This window comes from uncultured Alteromonas sp., assembly GCF_963976965.1.
In the GTDB taxonomy this organism is placed as follows: Bacteria; Pseudomonadota; Gammaproteobacteria; order Enterobacterales; family Alteromonadaceae; genus Alteromonas; species Alteromonas naphthalenivorans.
Genome location: NZ_CAXBMP010000002.1, coordinates 84,175 through 98,030 on the forward strand (window position 1 = coordinate 84,175; position 13,856 = coordinate 98,030).

Annotated in this window: 14 protein-coding genes and 1 riboswitch; of the genes, 2 read left to right on the forward strand and 12 right to left on the reverse strand. The window is 42.0% G+C overall.

All coding sequences use genetic code 11. From position 1 onward, the window contains the following. Positions 1-52: 52 nt before the first annotated feature. A riboswitch (TPP riboswitch) is annotated at positions 53-162 on the reverse strand. Positions 163-275: 113 nt separating this feature from the next. Further along, positions 276-704 (reverse strand): hotdog domain-containing protein, encoded by a 429-nt coding sequence (locus tag AAC006_RS02100; RefSeq protein ID WP_013785028.1) that lies wholly within the window; start codon positions 702-704, stop codon positions 276-278. Positions 705-772: 68 nt separating this feature from the next. Between AAC006_RS02100 and AAC006_RS02105 the strand changes: the two genes are divergently transcribed. Continuing rightward, a complete protein-coding gene (locus AAC006_RS02105) occupies positions 773-3,151 on the forward strand; it encodes a GNAT family N-acetyltransferase (protein WP_126871938.1) in 2,379 nt (792 codons plus the stop codon). Positions 3,152-3,228: 77 nt separating this feature from the next. Here the strand turns inward: AAC006_RS02105 and AAC006_RS02110 are convergent, their stop codons facing one another. From AAC006_RS02110 to AAC006_RS02140, 7 genes are all read right to left on the reverse strand, one after another. After that, positions 3,229-4,494, reverse strand: coding sequence for a tetratricopeptide repeat protein (locus AAC006_RS02110; RefSeq protein ID WP_126871939.1), 1,266 nt, complete (start codon positions 4,492-4,494; stop codon positions 3,229-3,231). 2 nt (positions 4,495-4,496) lie between these two features. After that, positions 4,497-5,108, reverse strand: coding sequence for an energy transducer TonB (locus AAC006_RS02115; RefSeq protein WP_013785031.1), 612 nt, complete (start codon positions 5,106-5,108; stop codon positions 4,497-4,499). 1 nt (position 5,109) lies between these two features. Beyond that, positions 5,110-5,508 carry a biopolymer transporter ExbD gene (locus AAC006_RS02120; RefSeq protein WP_013785032.1) on the reverse strand — a complete coding sequence of 133 codons (399 nt, stop codon included), beginning with the start codon at positions 5,506-5,508 and terminating at the stop codon, positions 5,110-5,112. Between the two features lie 11 nt (positions 5,509-5,519). Further along, on the reverse strand, positions 5,520-6,044 hold the full coding sequence (locus tag AAC006_RS02125) for a MotA/TolQ/ExbB proton channel family protein (protein ID WP_013785033.1): 525 nt from the start codon (positions 6,042-6,044) through the stop codon (positions 5,520-5,522). Between the two features lies 1 nt (position 6,045). After that, positions 6,046-7,404: a MotA/TolQ/ExbB proton channel family protein gene (locus tag AAC006_RS02130; protein WP_126871940.1), complete on the reverse strand. Its 1,359-nt coding sequence runs from the start codon at positions 7,402-7,404 to the stop codon at positions 6,046-6,048. Positions 7,405-7,410: 6 nt separating this feature from the next. Continuing rightward, on the reverse strand, positions 7,411-8,172 hold the full coding sequence (locus AAC006_RS02135; RefSeq protein WP_013785035.1) for a DUF3450 domain-containing protein: 762 nt from the start codon (positions 8,170-8,172) through the stop codon (positions 7,411-7,413). Between the two features lie 316 nt (positions 8,173-8,488). Continuing rightward, positions 8,489-8,692, reverse strand: a complete 204-nt coding sequence (locus AAC006_RS02140) for a 2OG-Fe(II) oxygenase family protein (RefSeq protein WP_083820159.1) — start codon at positions 8,690-8,692, stop codon at positions 8,489-8,491. 306 nt (positions 8,693-8,998) lie between these two features. Here AAC006_RS02140 and AAC006_RS02145 point away from each other — a divergent pair, with 306 nt between their 5' ends. Next, a complete protein-coding gene (locus AAC006_RS02145) occupies positions 8,999-9,556 on the forward strand; it encodes a 2OG-Fe(II) oxygenase (protein ID WP_126871941.1) in 558 nt (185 codons plus the stop codon). A 7-nt stretch (positions 9,557-9,563) separates the two neighbouring features. Here AAC006_RS02145 and AAC006_RS02150 read toward each other — a convergent pair whose 3' ends face one another. From AAC006_RS02150 to AAC006_RS02165, 4 genes are read right to left on the reverse strand one after another with little or no spacing between them, the layout of a single operon-like run. Then, positions 9,564-11,366, reverse strand: coding sequence for a putative 2OG-Fe(II) oxygenase (locus AAC006_RS02150; RefSeq protein ID WP_126871942.1), 1,803 nt, complete (start codon positions 11,364-11,366; stop codon positions 9,564-9,566). Continuing rightward, complete coding sequence (locus tag AAC006_RS02155; RefSeq protein WP_126871943.1) at positions 11,366-12,367, reverse strand: aspartyl/asparaginyl beta-hydroxylase domain-containing protein; 1,002 nt, start codon at positions 12,365-12,367, stop codon at positions 11,366-11,368. The genes AAC006_RS02150 and AAC006_RS02155 overlap by 1 nt, the downstream gene beginning before the upstream one ends. 34 nt (positions 12,368-12,401) lie before the next feature. Next, a complete protein-coding gene (locus AAC006_RS02160) occupies positions 12,402-12,674 on the reverse strand; it encodes a hypothetical protein (RefSeq protein WP_126871944.1) in 273 nt (90 codons plus the stop codon). A 13-nt stretch (positions 12,675-12,687) separates the two neighbouring features. Next, a complete protein-coding gene (locus AAC006_RS02165) occupies positions 12,688-13,809 on the reverse strand; it encodes a 2OG-Fe(II) oxygenase (protein WP_126871945.1) in 1,122 nt (373 codons plus the stop codon). Positions 13,810-13,856: the final 47 nt, after the last annotated feature.

Here is a 13,856-nt window from a genome sequence, read left to right on the forward strand (position 1 = left end):
GATCTCTTATTCTTTTCTAAGAAAAAAGATCCGGGTGTACGGCAGGTGATACGACTATGTGGTCAACCATCCCTACGCCGGCATTATCCGGATCAGGTGTAAGGGTTCTCACAGTGTTGATGTGAATCTCAGTCCGCGGTACGGACACCCCTTGGTATATGCATTCAGTTAGAATACCGAATACAGCGAGGAGTCTACCAGTTACGCCAAAACCGTCAAGATATTAAACGGTTAACTTGGCGTAACAGTAGGCATCGTATTTTGGTCTTATGACTTTATTTTTGTTCTTCTAATTCTAGATTGAGCTTTCGTACTTCTTCGTTAGTTTGAGACACTAACGCTTCAAGTGTTTTACCATGCGCTGCAGGTTGGCGTGATTCTGGATCAACTTTAACGAAGACGATGTCGTCAGCAAAACAAATCGTCTTTTTAGTGGCTTTATTGCGCACTAAACAACTTACGGTAATCGACGTTCTACCAACCGCCTTGGTTTCAAGACCAAACTCAACAATATCCCCTTGCAGTGCAGGCGACTCAAAACTAATTTCCCCTATATGTTTGGTGACCAAACAATTGGTTTCTAATTGACAAATTGCCCAAATAGCAGCCTCTTCATCAATCCACTCAAGCGCACGGCCACCAAATAAAGAGTTGGCATAATTTAAGTCGTTTGGCATCACTAGACGCCGAGAAAGAAAGCGCATTCGAATTCCTTTAGATAAGTAGTTACTATAAGCACAGAAAGTCTTAATTATACCGAAAAAACACATCTATGGCGCCACCGGAATTAACTCAATGGTTGTTTAACCCTTTTTATTCGCAAGCACGAGATACCGAGCATCGACGTCTACTCGTGCTTACTGGCGATTATGAATGGGTTAACCAGCGTTTAACGTCTCTTTTGAGCGATATTCCCCCTTCACTTATCGTTAAAGAAATAGGCGGGGAGACCTCACTCCTTCGTAAACATCTGCTAGGTAATGAATGCGATATTGGGGTGGTACACTCACATCAAGGGTTTAATCCGGGAAATATGATGGCCATTGCAGGCACTATTCGTTGGGGTGGGTGTCTCATTTTATGCTGCCCTGCGTTAGCCTCTTGGCATTTACACGCCAAACATACTCATCTATCTCACGGGTTTAAAGCAACCCAAAGCCTTTATATAAAAAGGCTTGTCGCAATAATAAAAAGCAATGCAGACGTAGCTGTATGGGATGGTAACCATTGCCATATCCCCGATTTAGTGGGGAGCGATGCGCCTGATTCATCAAACAATGTAAACCCGATTGAACCCGAAGGCTCGATTTATCCGAGAGTCTCAAAAAATGCACAAGCAACTCAGCCACTAGGTGATGATGAAACCCGTAGACCACAGTTTAAATCACTGGATCAACAGCTGGCATTTGACTGCCTAACAAATAGGTGGTCGCAAGATATTCGTAAAGCTGTCATCACAGCGCCTAGAGGCAGAGGAAAGTCTGCGCTGGTAGGGCTGTTTGTTGCTTCAAGACTGAATAAAGGCGAGAAAGTAGCTATCACAAGCGTCATTCGTGACAACACTACCACCCTTTTTAAGCATATTCGCCTAGGCATGGGTTTACTTAATTCAGAGGACAAAGACCAAGCAGGTCAGTCTAGTGACTGCACTGCTAATCCCCCCGATAGTAATGACACTGAGCCAAACGCGGCTAAATCGGCCACTAAAGAGATTTTTAGTATTGAGAAAGGCGGCAGCGCACAGTGGCTTGCACCAGATAACCCCACGCTTATTAATGGTGACTTTGACTTACTTATTATTGATGAAGCAGCATCCTTCCCCTTGCCTGTTCTTAACTTGTTAATTGGCGCTCATGATAACTATGTGATCACCACAACATTGCAGGGATACGAAGGGAGTGGGCAAGGCTTTATGCAACGCATGCTACCTGCTTTTGAAACTGAAGGCGCTGTACACCTTTCATTGCGCACACCGCTGCGCTGGCCTAAGCACGATAAGCTAGAAAACCTGATACATAATATTTGCTTATTTGAAGGTACAGAATCATTAAATACTGTCAGTGATGCACCGCGGCAAGTATTACAAGAAGTATCGCGGCAAGCACCGCAAGAAGTACCAAGAGAAGTACCGATAGAAGTACCGCATAAACCATCGACAAATAAATGTAGCAATGACTACAGGATGGGTTTGGTGTCTGCATTATCAGAACACCAATTACAGAGTGTTATGCAACTGTTGGCCACTGCCCACTATCAGACCACACCCGATGACTTCATGCGGCTCTGTGACAGCCCAGATATCATATTGTTCACCGAATGGAATGCAAGTCGTTTAACCGCAGCTGCAGTAATAAATTGTGAAGGCGGCGAGGTTTTAGCTGATGTACAAAAAGGGATTGCAGATGGTTCCCGCCGGCCTAAAGGACATTTAGGTGCGCAAAGGCTTACGCTACTCACGGCCCATCCGGAGACTGCAGCTTATCGTTATTGGCGAATAAACCGCATAGCAGTAGCTCCTTATCTTCAAGGCCAAGGTATAGGTACAGGCCTTATACGCTTTATTAAATCGCAAGCCCTTTCACAAGACATTGATGCACTGACAAGCTCCTATGGCACCTCTTATAAGCTTAATAAGTTTTGGCAACAATGCGGATTCAAACTTGTGGATATGGGTGAAAAACCTAACAAAGCAAGTGGAGAGACTAGTGCGTTGGTGGTAAAAGCCATATCTGAACGCTATCGGCCGCAACAAGAAATACTATCTTGCTTGTTTGCCTATAGCCAAAAAAACGAAAGCGTACTTTTGAGTGCCTTACCGGATATCGTAAGAAAAACGCTAATGAAAAAGCTACAGCATTTTGTGAATGCTACTAGGCCGCTAAACCAAGTTGGTTTTGCGATAAACGCGCTGGCCGCTGAGCTATCTGTATCTAATAAGTATATTAGCAATGCTGAAAAGTCTACGAAGATGCCAACTAAGATGTGTAAGAATGAAACTGAAGCAGTTACACCTCAACTTCTTTTATTACTTGGCTCATCCCCCCTCCCCACTAATCAGCTTATTCAGCTGTTAAACGTAAGTGGTCGTAAGGCATTAACCGACGCACTAAGAAAAAAAGTACGCTATTTGTTGTCCTGTGTAATGACCTGAGGCATTAATTGTTTTAAGCAAACTAAACGAAAAAAAAGGCCTCCATACGGAGGCCTTTCTATTTATCGATATAACTACTAAATGTTAATACCGCGGTTCTTAGCCTTCTCTTTAATGTAAGGCTCCCAAGCCGCCGCATTACGACGTAGTGAGCGATCTTTCTTCGCTTCTTGAATGTGCTTATAAGCTTCTCTGAAGTCGCCTGCGTAGAAGTTCGCTTCCATTAGGGTGAAGTGAACTTTGCCAGGATTTTCAACGCCGCGCTCTAATGCATTGTTTAATGCTTTAATCGCGCCTTTGTAATCTTCAGCAACTAACAACAAGGTACCTTGCTTTCTGTAATGCTCAGGATCTGAACTTTTCGCGGCAGCCTTAGCGTAAAGCGAAGCTGCTTTGTCATAGTTTTTCGCCTGGTGATATGCGTTAGCAATACTCGCTAGCATATCGGCATCTTCTTCAAGTAAACCAGATTTAACGTGTTTTTCCAAAATTTGAGCAGCTTTAAAAGGCATGCCGTTGGTTTGGAACAACTGAGATAACGTTTTAATCTCATTTACTTTCTTAAGGTAACCTTGAATGTAAGCCATTTCGAACGTAGACAAACCTTTCTCGAAGTCTTCTACTGAAAGATAGAAGAAACCAAGCTGAGTCCACCAACGCGGCTCCTCAGGGAAGTTGCGAACAAGTTCTTCTGCAACTGCCACTGTTTGAGGAAACATCTTACGTTCGTAATATGACGTTAGCTTTAACACATAAGGGTTTTTATTTGGCTTATCATACAAAGCAATTGCTCTGTCAGCTGGCTCAATCATCTTATCCAATTGACCTGCTTCATAATAAGCTTGCGCTAAACGGGTATAAACGTCCGCATCTTCTTTACACGTAAAGTCCATCCACGCGTTATACCATTTAATCGCATCAGTATATTTGTTCTCTTGCATGTTCAAATCACCTAATAACTTAAGTGTTTGAGAATGCTCGAGATCATTCAATACTTTCGGTTCTACAGACTGGTTCAAATAACCAAGTGCTTTAGAGCCTTTACCTTCTTGTGCAGCTAATAAGTTACCAATAAAGCGATTTACATACGCCGCATCGAAGTCTTCAGAAGGGTCAATTTCATATAGAATGTTTAACGCTTCATCAACTTGATCTTCGTTGTAAAATTCAAACGCTTTTTGAACTTTTTTACCTGTACGCTCGCCTACTAAGGTTGTTTTTGGCTTTTCGTAACCAGGACACATTACAGGTGAAGACTGTGCTAGTGCCGCTGGCGCAGTAAATACTGCACCGGCACCAAGCACTAAAGCAAATGCAGACATTTTGAATTTATTTTTCATCATGATCATTGCTCCAGTTTAAAGTCTAGCTGTACGAACATGCCAGTTTGCTTAACAGCTTTGCCGTCAACAATCTTAGGCTTGTATTTCCACTTACGTAATGCACGTCGTGCCTCACGGTCGAATACACGCTTAGGTTCAGCTTCAATTACTTCGATGTCGTCTACACCACCAATTTCATTGATAGTGAAAGACAATCTTACCCAACCTTCACGGCCATCACGGGCTGCATCAGGCGGATATTTCGGATCGATACGAACGATTGGAGTAGCATCGCCATCACGCTGCATAGCGCCAACACCACCAATGTTTACACCAACACCACCCGTATCAATAGCTGGGATTGCTAGGCTAAAGCCATCTGCATCCGGTTCAGCTGCTTCTGGCTCAACAAGCTCCATTTTAGGAGGCTGTTGAGGCGGAGGTGGAGGTGGAGGCGGAACACGTTGACGCGTTTGCGTCTGATCGTCTGGTTCCTGCATCACAATATCGATTACCGGTGCTTCAGGTACTTCGTCCGCAGGTCTGGCTGAGTTTTCAATCAACTTAGCCATAAGTACGAACAGGGCAAATGCAACACCAGCACCTAAGAATATAGATACAATTATACGTAACATCTTAACCCCTTGCCGCTACCGAAACACGATTAACGCCTGCAGCTTTAACCTGATCCATAATTTCTACTACTAAACCATGCTTGGCTTTAACATCAGCCTGAATGATTACGTAGTCAGTTGGCTGCTCGGTAAGCAGTCGTTCAATATTCGCTCTAACGCTGTCCGGCGCTACTTCACGTTTATCTAACCAAACGCTTCCATCTTCTGTTACCGCTATGAAAATGTTTGCGTTCTTGTGAAGAACCGCCTGGCTCGCGTCGGGCTTATTAACTTCAATCCCTGCTTCTTTAACGAAAACAGTGGTAACGATAAAGAAGATCAGCATGATAAACACGATATCCAACATGGGTGTCATGTCAATCTGTGCGTCTTCTTCCTCGATTCTGACTTTTCGAGCCATAATATCTCTCTCTAATGATGTGGCAGGCTATCAACTAACCCTTCGCGTGCCAGCTTCACTTTCGCTTCAAGACGAGAACTGATGAACAGTCCAGAAAGCGCGGCTACCATTCCCGCCATAGTCGGGACTGTTGCCATGGAGATACCAGCTGCCATTAAACGTGCATTGCTGGTGCCTTGTGTCGCCATCGTCTCGAAAACACCGATCATACCGGTTACTGTTCCCAGTAGCCCGATTAACGGACACATTGCAATAATGGTGCGAATAATCAGCATTCTAGCGTTCAGATCATCTGACGCCTGAGAAATCCACGCGTCACGGATTCTATGCGCATACCAAGATGTGGTATCTGCTCGGGCATCCCAATTTTTGATGATGTTTTTCTTCACCGTTGGGAAGACCGAGGTTAAATACCAATAACGCTCAATCATTAAAACCCACATGAGAAAGAGCGCGGCAGCAACGAAATAAAGCACGTCACCGCCGGTAGCGATAAAATCCCTGACCGATTCAACTAATCCAATCAGGTAATTCATATTACGCTTTCTCCGACTCTGAATGAGCTGCTACGATACCCGCAGTTTGCTCATCAAGAATGTGGATGATTGATTTGCTACGTGAAGCTACGATGCTGTGAGTAAGAATCAGTGGCAACGCCGCGATAATACCTTGAGCCGTAGTTACAAGCGCCATAGAGATACTGCCAGCCATCATACGAGGGTCGCCTGTACCGAACAATGTGATTGTTTGGAACGTTGCGATCATACCAAGTACCGTACCAAGTAGACCTAGTAACGGAGCGATTGCAGCAAAGATCTTGATTACGTTGATGCCGCTTTCGATACGTGGAAGTTCACGTAGGATAGCTTCATCAAGTTTAAGTTCTAAGTTTTCAGCATCAGCAGCTTTGTTCTCTTGATAAACCTTCAAGATGCGACCTAGTGGGTTGCCATCTGAAGGGTTACCTGGGTTTTTAAGCTGTGAACGCATTTTACCAGCAACTACGGTAAGCGTAATTAGCTTGTAAAGACCGATAAGTAGACCAATCGCTAGCATTACAGTGATTGTGTAACCTACTACACCACCCGCATGATAACGCTCAGACATTGTTGCTTTTTGCTTCAACAGACCAAGGATTGCACCTTGAGAAGGGTCAGCATAAAAAGGAACCATACCTGAAGTCGCTGCGATTAAATCGTCAGCTGAACCTACAAAGCGGCTATCTGGTTGGCGACCTAGAGGCTGAACGATTTCGTTTTCAGCATCATAAGTTAGGTAGCCGTCTTCACCTACAAGGTTGAAAGTACCGATACGAACAACTTCTTGCTGTGAAGAACCGCCGTCAAGGTTTACAACTTCTGTAGTGAAACGAACTGTTTCGCCACCTTCAGTCATTTCTTTCTGAAGAGCAAACCATAGGTCTTCTAGTTCTTGAATGTTAGGAAGACCTTTAGAATCTTCTGCCATTCCAGCTAGGAACTCACCACGGCCTGGGAATTGAGCACTAACGATTGATGTAGCAACACGGCCATAAGCTTCTGAAGAAGCTTGACGAACCACACCGAACATCTCACCAAGTGTACCAGTTGCCTGGTCAAGCTCAGCGGCTTTTTCGTTAAGCGTTACTTCGTTGTCAGAGAATTGTTGTTGAAGACGGTCACCACGACCCTGTTCAGCTTTCAATTCAGATTCTGCTTTACGAAGAAGCGCTTGCTTGTCTGCACGAGCAGATTGGAACTCTGCTTCACGCTGTTTGTTGATACGTGTTTCAGAAACACGGTTATCCTGAACTTGGTCTAAAAGTTCTTTAAGGCTCTTTGCTTCCTGAGCCTGAGCTCCGGTTGCTACAACCGCAAGAGTGGCAGCGGTTAAAAGAGATTTGAATACTGGTTTCATTAACAATTACTCCGCTGCACTAATTGGTAGTTTGATCAGATCCGCAGGAATGACGTTATTAGCCATTTTAACTGCGTCAACAACTGATGACAGATATTCGTCGCCAAGTTGTTCCCAAGCGCGGCTTTCATTGTTCCATGCCCAAGCGTTTTCTTGGTCAAGAGACAATGCTACTAGTGCAGTGCGACCTAGGTTAAAGAAGTCAACCGTCACCTCAGTGCCGTTGCTATCAATAGTACCTTGGTAAGAGTTAATCTTAGTGCCGTACTCAACTTCAACCAAGTATGCTTCGATTACTTGGCGGAACTGTTCTGAAACAGTTACGTTAGAGTTAGACATAACATCACGTAAACGCTGAACACGCTCTAGACGCTCGTCTAAGTGAATAGGACGATCAAGTTTGATGAATTTCTCAAGACTATCGATCATGCGGAACATAAGAGGAACGATGCCCTGCTTAGTTTGTTCAATGCTGTCAATTTGACGTTGCAAAGAATCAATACCACGTTGTTGATCTGCTACAAGACTCGCAATGTAGTCATTGTATATTTTGAGGTTTTCTGTCTCATCTACTGTTTGACGGTACTCAACCAGTAATTCTTGAGACTGTTCAAACAACGTGTTGATTTTTTCCTGAGATTTCGCTGCAGCTGCGTGGATTTTCGCTTCTTCTTTATGAAGGTCTTCAAGCGTATCTGCAGAGACTGCACTACCTGTTAGTGCGAAAGCACCGATAACAGTAGAAGCAATAAGAGTTCTCTTGCTCATTTTGGACATAGTTCCCAACCAAATTTCTTATTTGAATCCTCGCCGATAAAGGAAAACCGTTCGGGCAAGGGGCGTATTAAACTTTCACAATTATGTTTTAGGAATGTAGCACGGACCTTAGCTTCCAGTACTACGAACGTATTATACTCACACGGATTACAGCACTGAGTCAAGTAACACCCTGTTTACACCAAGTAGATTTTTTATCATCTGTTTAATATACGTTCGAATTCTCCTGCAGAATTCATTCCAACGTACAAATAACTGGCAAATACACGGTTATTTTTTTGTTTACGAGCAAAGATAAACCCCGCTTTTACCTTGCTTTAATCCAACCTGTCAGGGCATATCGAGGCTGTTTGGCAAATGGAGTGACATAAGTCACACTATGAATGTGTTTTACATCAAATAAGCTCAAAGTGTTAAATTCAGGTGACCAAGATTCGGTCGTTGTACCATCTGGTTCAAAGTATTGAAGCAAACCTCCCCAATCAGGGTGCCATTTTGGTGCAAGGTTTATGACATTGTCCTATCTACGCCCATTATTGACCCTTATCATTTCACACCCGCTTGAAAATCAACCGACCACTGCGCTTTATATGTTCGTTATAACCCTTTAAATTCTGTCGTACTTTTAGTTATCCCATTTCTGAGAATTTTTAGTTATGTGGGAGTTTTATTTAATATCACTAAAGCATAGAAACAATCTCGCACCGAGATTCAATTTTTTATCTTTTTCATTTGCGCACGATTTATTGGCGTATGGGTTTTGATTTGGTAATAATACGAATGCCTTAAACAATAAAACAACTAATCAAAATTATTTATGAATCAAACACCGAAATACAGTTGCCTGATTAATGATAAGCCAATATGGGTTTTTGATAACCTATGCACAATAGATGAAACAAATACTATTTTTAAAGGGTTAGAAATCAGTGCATTTAAACGAAACGAAGTTGCTCGCCCAGATACTGCTCAGTTCCGCCATTGGGCCGTTTCTCTTTCTGAAGAACAAATTAGGGGCTTAGCCGTTTATCAACGAGCTATTCGTCAAATTAGTCATACTACAGGTAAACAGTATCGTGCTTATCGTGGGTATGTTAACTATGCATCCTATGGTGATATGCTTTTCACCCATACTGATTGTATGCCCGAAGCTGATGAACTCACCGTATTGGTATTCTTGTGTCCGGAGTGGGATATCGAATGGGGTGGAGAAACTTTATTTTACAACCAAGAAGATGACTGTGAATTCGCGTGCAGTCCAAAACCTGGTCGAACTGTCATATTTCATGGCGCGATCAAACATGTAGGCAGGCCGCCAAATCGAATCTGCTATACCCCTAGATTCACATTGGCCTTTAAATTAGAACTTGCATAACTTTTGGTTATGACTCAGGTACTATATCAAATGCGACGGTTAATCTTTGGGTATCAGCGTAAATTGGATTAGTTCCATGCCACATGTAAGATGGGAAAAAGACAACATTTCCGGCTTTAGGCTTAATGGCGAAGTCTTCTAACATATCGATACCCTTAATATCAGGGCGTCCGAACACCAGCCAACCGTTGCCATTTTCCCTTACTTCATCAGGAACATCGACGTAAAGCACACCGCTCAACCACCCTTCAGAATGATAATGCGACTTGTGAAAGCCCGCCTTTCTAAGCCTAACTGACCAACTTCCAATAAACGCTAAGTTAGAGTGAATACGAGATAGAAAAGGATGTTTTTTTACCGTTGGAAGAGAGCATACAAACGACTCTGCTCTTTTTTTAAGGGCAGTCTTAAGGGTTTGAATTAAATAGTGCTCACTGTCTAGTAAGTTTTCAAATGTCTGAGTGCCATTTCTCAGCGACTGCCCTATGGGATGCTTGGTACTGCTATGCAATGAATTTAGATATCCAGCCAATTCATTAATAAAGAGCGTGTTTTCTTCTGAATTTTCTAATAGCGATGTGACATTCACAAAATCTTGATAATGACAAAGCGTTTCATATTTTGCCTCATTACCATTTGCTTTATAAGCAGTAGATAACAGTGTCCAGTAGCCTTGATTCAAAGGAGCAATTCGACATACTAATTCGAGTACGCTGATCGCTTCTTTAGCTCGGTCGAGGCTCAACAATGAATAACTTTTTTCGATAAATAATGGCAGTGACTCAGCACTATTGGTGCTAGGAAGGCTATTTATAACATCGAGCGCTTCTTGGAATTGACCAAGCCCCCTCAAAGCATTAGATAGACTAGCTACTGCTGCAATTTGAATTGACGGGTCTTGCTTCGCCACAAGCTTTTCTAACCAAAGTTTAGCTTTTTCAAAATCATCGACCTTGAGCATCAATTCCGCATAAGCTAATACTAAACCAGGTTGCTCAGTAGATAACACTTTCTCTAAAAGCGCAAAGGGACTATCAGTATTTTGTATCCATGCAAAATGCGCATACTCCTTATGAAGCGTGACATTCAAAGGATATTTCGACAATCCCTGCTCATAGACTTCAAGTGAATCTTTGTGGATGCCTTTAAGTGCTAATAAAGCCGCAAGATTCTGGTATATTTCTGCACCAGCTGCGCCAGTATCCATGGCGCGTCTGTAAAAAATGAGCGCTTCGTCTTGTAGCCCAATGCTACGTTTAATGTTGCCTAAATTATTGAGCGCCTTTATGTTAACCGGATCAATCTCTATTATTTTTAGTAAATACTCTTCTGCTTCTACGTTCTGCCCTTTCTGGCTCAAAATAGACGATAGCATTAATAGCAGGTCCAACTTTACTGTGTGAACCTTTAGTAATTCCCGTACGTGTTTTTCAGCCTCATCAAAACGTTCTTCAGCAAAAAGAGTTCTCGCCAAATTGTATTTATAATCATAGGCCTTTGGATTTATTTTATTGGCTTTGCTAAATAACAGTAGTGCTTTTTTGCTCTGCCCCACCTCAAGTAACAGGTTTCCGTAACTATTCATTAAATCACACGCATTAGGAAAGCGCTTTAGCCCTTTTTCGTAAGCTTTCGTTGCTTCATTGACGAAGCCCAACTTTCGCAAAGCACTTGCTTGTAACTGAGGCACAACTGCATCTACACGCAACAAAGTTGGATTTAATTTAATCGTATCTAACACAACATGATATTCGCGTTTATTAAACGTCTGGATAAGTTGAGGAATAATTATAGAAGGGGAATTCTGCATTACTTATAAAGTCTCCGATCCAGTGATGCTAAGCTGCCGTAATCGGAAGACCATTTACTATATAGTTCCATAAGGGCTTTAATGTCACTACGCTCTTCTATGGACAGGTGAGGATTCCAAATGTCTAAAATCAATACTGCTCTTTTTTCATCGGCCCCGTTTTCCGCGCTGTGTTTGTAGCTATCATCAAATAGAAGAGCTTCTTTATCTTGTGTCCAATATTGGCGCTCACCAGCGGCTTCTATGTATGATAATTCATTGACTAACAGAGGTATGTGAAGTGTCCACTTAATATTAGATATACCAAAATGCGGTGGTATTTTGGTTTTTGCATCAAGCACTGAAATAACAATCTCGGGAGCATGTTCCGGACAATCTGCTAATAAGGGGGATCTTATTATCGTTTTAATTTCATCAGGCAACGTTTCTCCAACAGGAGTCAACTTGCCACCTTTCATTAAATGCAACGAATTCCAGCATTTCGTTAGATTACGCCATTCTTGTGTATCCGGCACTTCATCTATATCGTGTATATACTTTTCATTTACCTTTGAAACACACGATAAAAAATATCCCTTGTGATACGAAAGTTGCTGGATAAAGTCGCGAAGATTTTCAACGGAATCTATTGATGGAAAAGGGCTAGATGGCAGTTGGGGTACAAACAGAAAACTAGGTGACTGGTGCTGCTTGTCAAAAGCTTTTTGAGACAACCCACATAGCGCACTTACTGATTCTTCAATTCTTTTCGTCGAGCATATGGATTTTGTCTTGATGATTAGATCACGACGTGCCAAGTTTGCGGCATTATGTATATGAGTCGCTTGCGACTTCGTGATGGAAAATTCTTCAGAGGGTTCTAAAAAACTTGGTGCCTGCTGATACAGACGCCTATAATCCGCAAGAGCAGTGTCGTAAAGGCCATTTTCAATCAAATTGGCAATGTTAGCGAGTATTGAGTCTATTTTGCTTTTTTTCTGATTCATAAAAGTGGGAAGCATTTTGCCTCCCATCTTAAACTAAAATGACTGTCAATTACATATCACCGCCACTTGTTTCTGTGCCGCGCTGCATTCGGGTCCAACCCTCTCTACCTGCCTCACGCATTTGTTCTCTTTCTTCTGCCGAATAGCAAACACGCTGCATGCGATTGGAGCCAATCTTCTTTTCCATCTTACACTTCATACCATCATCTGTAGCATTACTATCAGACTTAGCATATTGAGAAGACTCATTACTCGTTGAGCCACAAGCGCCAAGCGTTAACGCTAGACCTACAACTAGACATACCTGATTTAGCTTTTTCATCCCTACTCCCTTTTTAGTGATTACCATATAAGAATTTACCATAATTTGTTTTATGTTCTCTAATCCATTTTGTAACTAACCATTTATTTTCTTTTTGAGTCAATTCTCCAGCATGATAACTATTGGTCAAAATGTTGCCCTTGTCATCACTGTTATTGAAAACAAGCATGTTTCCTTTAATAGGAGATACCCGAATGTCTAATTTGGGGAACGTGGTATTGCCACCTTCACTAACTGTATTTAAATATATAATTGCAGTTTTTGTTCTTTGTCCCCCATCTTCGAAAGTCTTCACATCTTGTAATCTATTCAAAGCATCATAATGGGGTTTGTACTCTTGGCCAGGAACATATCTAAGTAAATTTAGAGCCTCACCCTGACAGAATCGTGTTTCAGTCGCTTTGGCAACGAGCTTATCAATTTTACGGGTTAGCCAGTCACAGTGCTCCGGCGAAATTAATGCTACGTAACTGGTTCTAATTTTGTCTATTCGACCTTGACCTGTAATTGGGTCTACCACCATTGACGGTTGTAATAACCCACTAAACTTAACAATTAGGTAATTACACTCAAAATCCGACAACATACTTTCAAATAAATTTATAGGGAGTCTTTCGTCAAGTGTCGTCGGTATTGGTAATAGCTCGAACAGCTTAGTCTCCAAGCTCTGAGCAACTTTCTCTTTGTTTGACTCACTAATTTTGTCATTTACAAGCTCATTGAGCTTTAGCTGGCTGAATATATTTGGTGCAATTTTTTTCACTTTATTCGATATAAAAGAAAACTCACTACTACTCTGTTCTAAATAAGACAAAACAACTAAATATGCTTCAATCACCCCCTTCTCACCAAGATCAATTAAGCTTTTTGCTACACAATTTGAATCTGTAATCAGATCGTAGAAATAAGCTATCAATAATTTGTGATATTGAACAATTGGACTTTCAACGCATGAGAGGCTCTCTAAATATTGAACAGACTCAATAGGCTTATCGTGCGATAGATAATATGCATAATCTAAAGCGGCATTTATGTCTCCTGCTTCGCCAGCTTGCTTCAGAAAACCCATTGCCAAAGAGATATCGTTCGCAGCATGTGCTTTATTTGCTTTAGCGATCAATTGTTGAATATTCATAACGTATGCACCATATAGCAAAAAAGCCTCCGAAGAGGCTTTTTAAA

Coding starts and splice junctions, on each gene's coding strand:
- AAC006_RS02100 (WP_013785028.1), bottom strand. CDS start 704: ATGCGCTTTCTTTCTCGGCGTCTAGTGATGCCAAACGACTTAAATTAT.
- AAC006_RS02105 (WP_126871938.1), top strand. CDS start 773: ATGGCGCCACCGGAATTAACTCAATGGTTGTTTAACCCTTTTTATTCG.
- AAC006_RS02110 (WP_126871939.1), bottom strand. CDS start 4,494: ATGATGAAAAATAAATTCAAAATGTCTGCATTTGCTTTAGTGCTTGGT.
- AAC006_RS02115 (WP_013785031.1), bottom strand. CDS start 5,108: ATGTTACGTATAATTGTATCTATATTCTTAGGTGCTGGTGTTGCATTT.
- AAC006_RS02120 (WP_013785032.1), bottom strand. CDS start 5,508: ATGGCTCGAAAAGTCAGAATCGAGGAAGAAGACGCACAGATTGACATG.
- AAC006_RS02125 (WP_013785033.1), bottom strand. CDS start 6,044: ATGAATTACCTGATTGGATTAGTTGAATCGGTCAGGGATTTTATCGCT.
- AAC006_RS02130 (WP_126871940.1), bottom strand. CDS start 7,404: ATGAAACCAGTATTCAAATCTCTTTTAACCGCTGCCACTCTTGCGGTT.
- AAC006_RS02135 (WP_013785035.1), bottom strand. CDS start 8,172: ATGAGCAAGAGAACTCTTATTGCTTCTACTGTTATCGGTGCTTTCGCA.
- AAC006_RS02145 (WP_126871941.1), top strand. CDS start 8,999: ATGAATCAAACACCGAAATACAGTTGCCTGATTAATGATAAGCCAATA.
- AAC006_RS02150 (WP_126871942.1), bottom strand. CDS start 11,366: ATGCAGAATTCCCCTTCTATAATTATTCCTCAACTTATCCAGACGTTT.
- AAC006_RS02155 (WP_126871943.1), bottom strand. CDS start 12,367: ATGCTTCCCACTTTTATGAATCAGAAAAAAAGCAAAATAGACTCAATA.
- AAC006_RS02160 (WP_126871944.1), bottom strand. CDS start 12,674: ATGAAAAAGCTAAATCAGGTATGTCTAGTTGTAGGTCTAGCGTTAACG.
- AAC006_RS02165 (WP_126871945.1), bottom strand. CDS start 13,809: ATGAATATTCAACAATTGATCGCTAAAGCAAATAAAGCACATGCTGCG.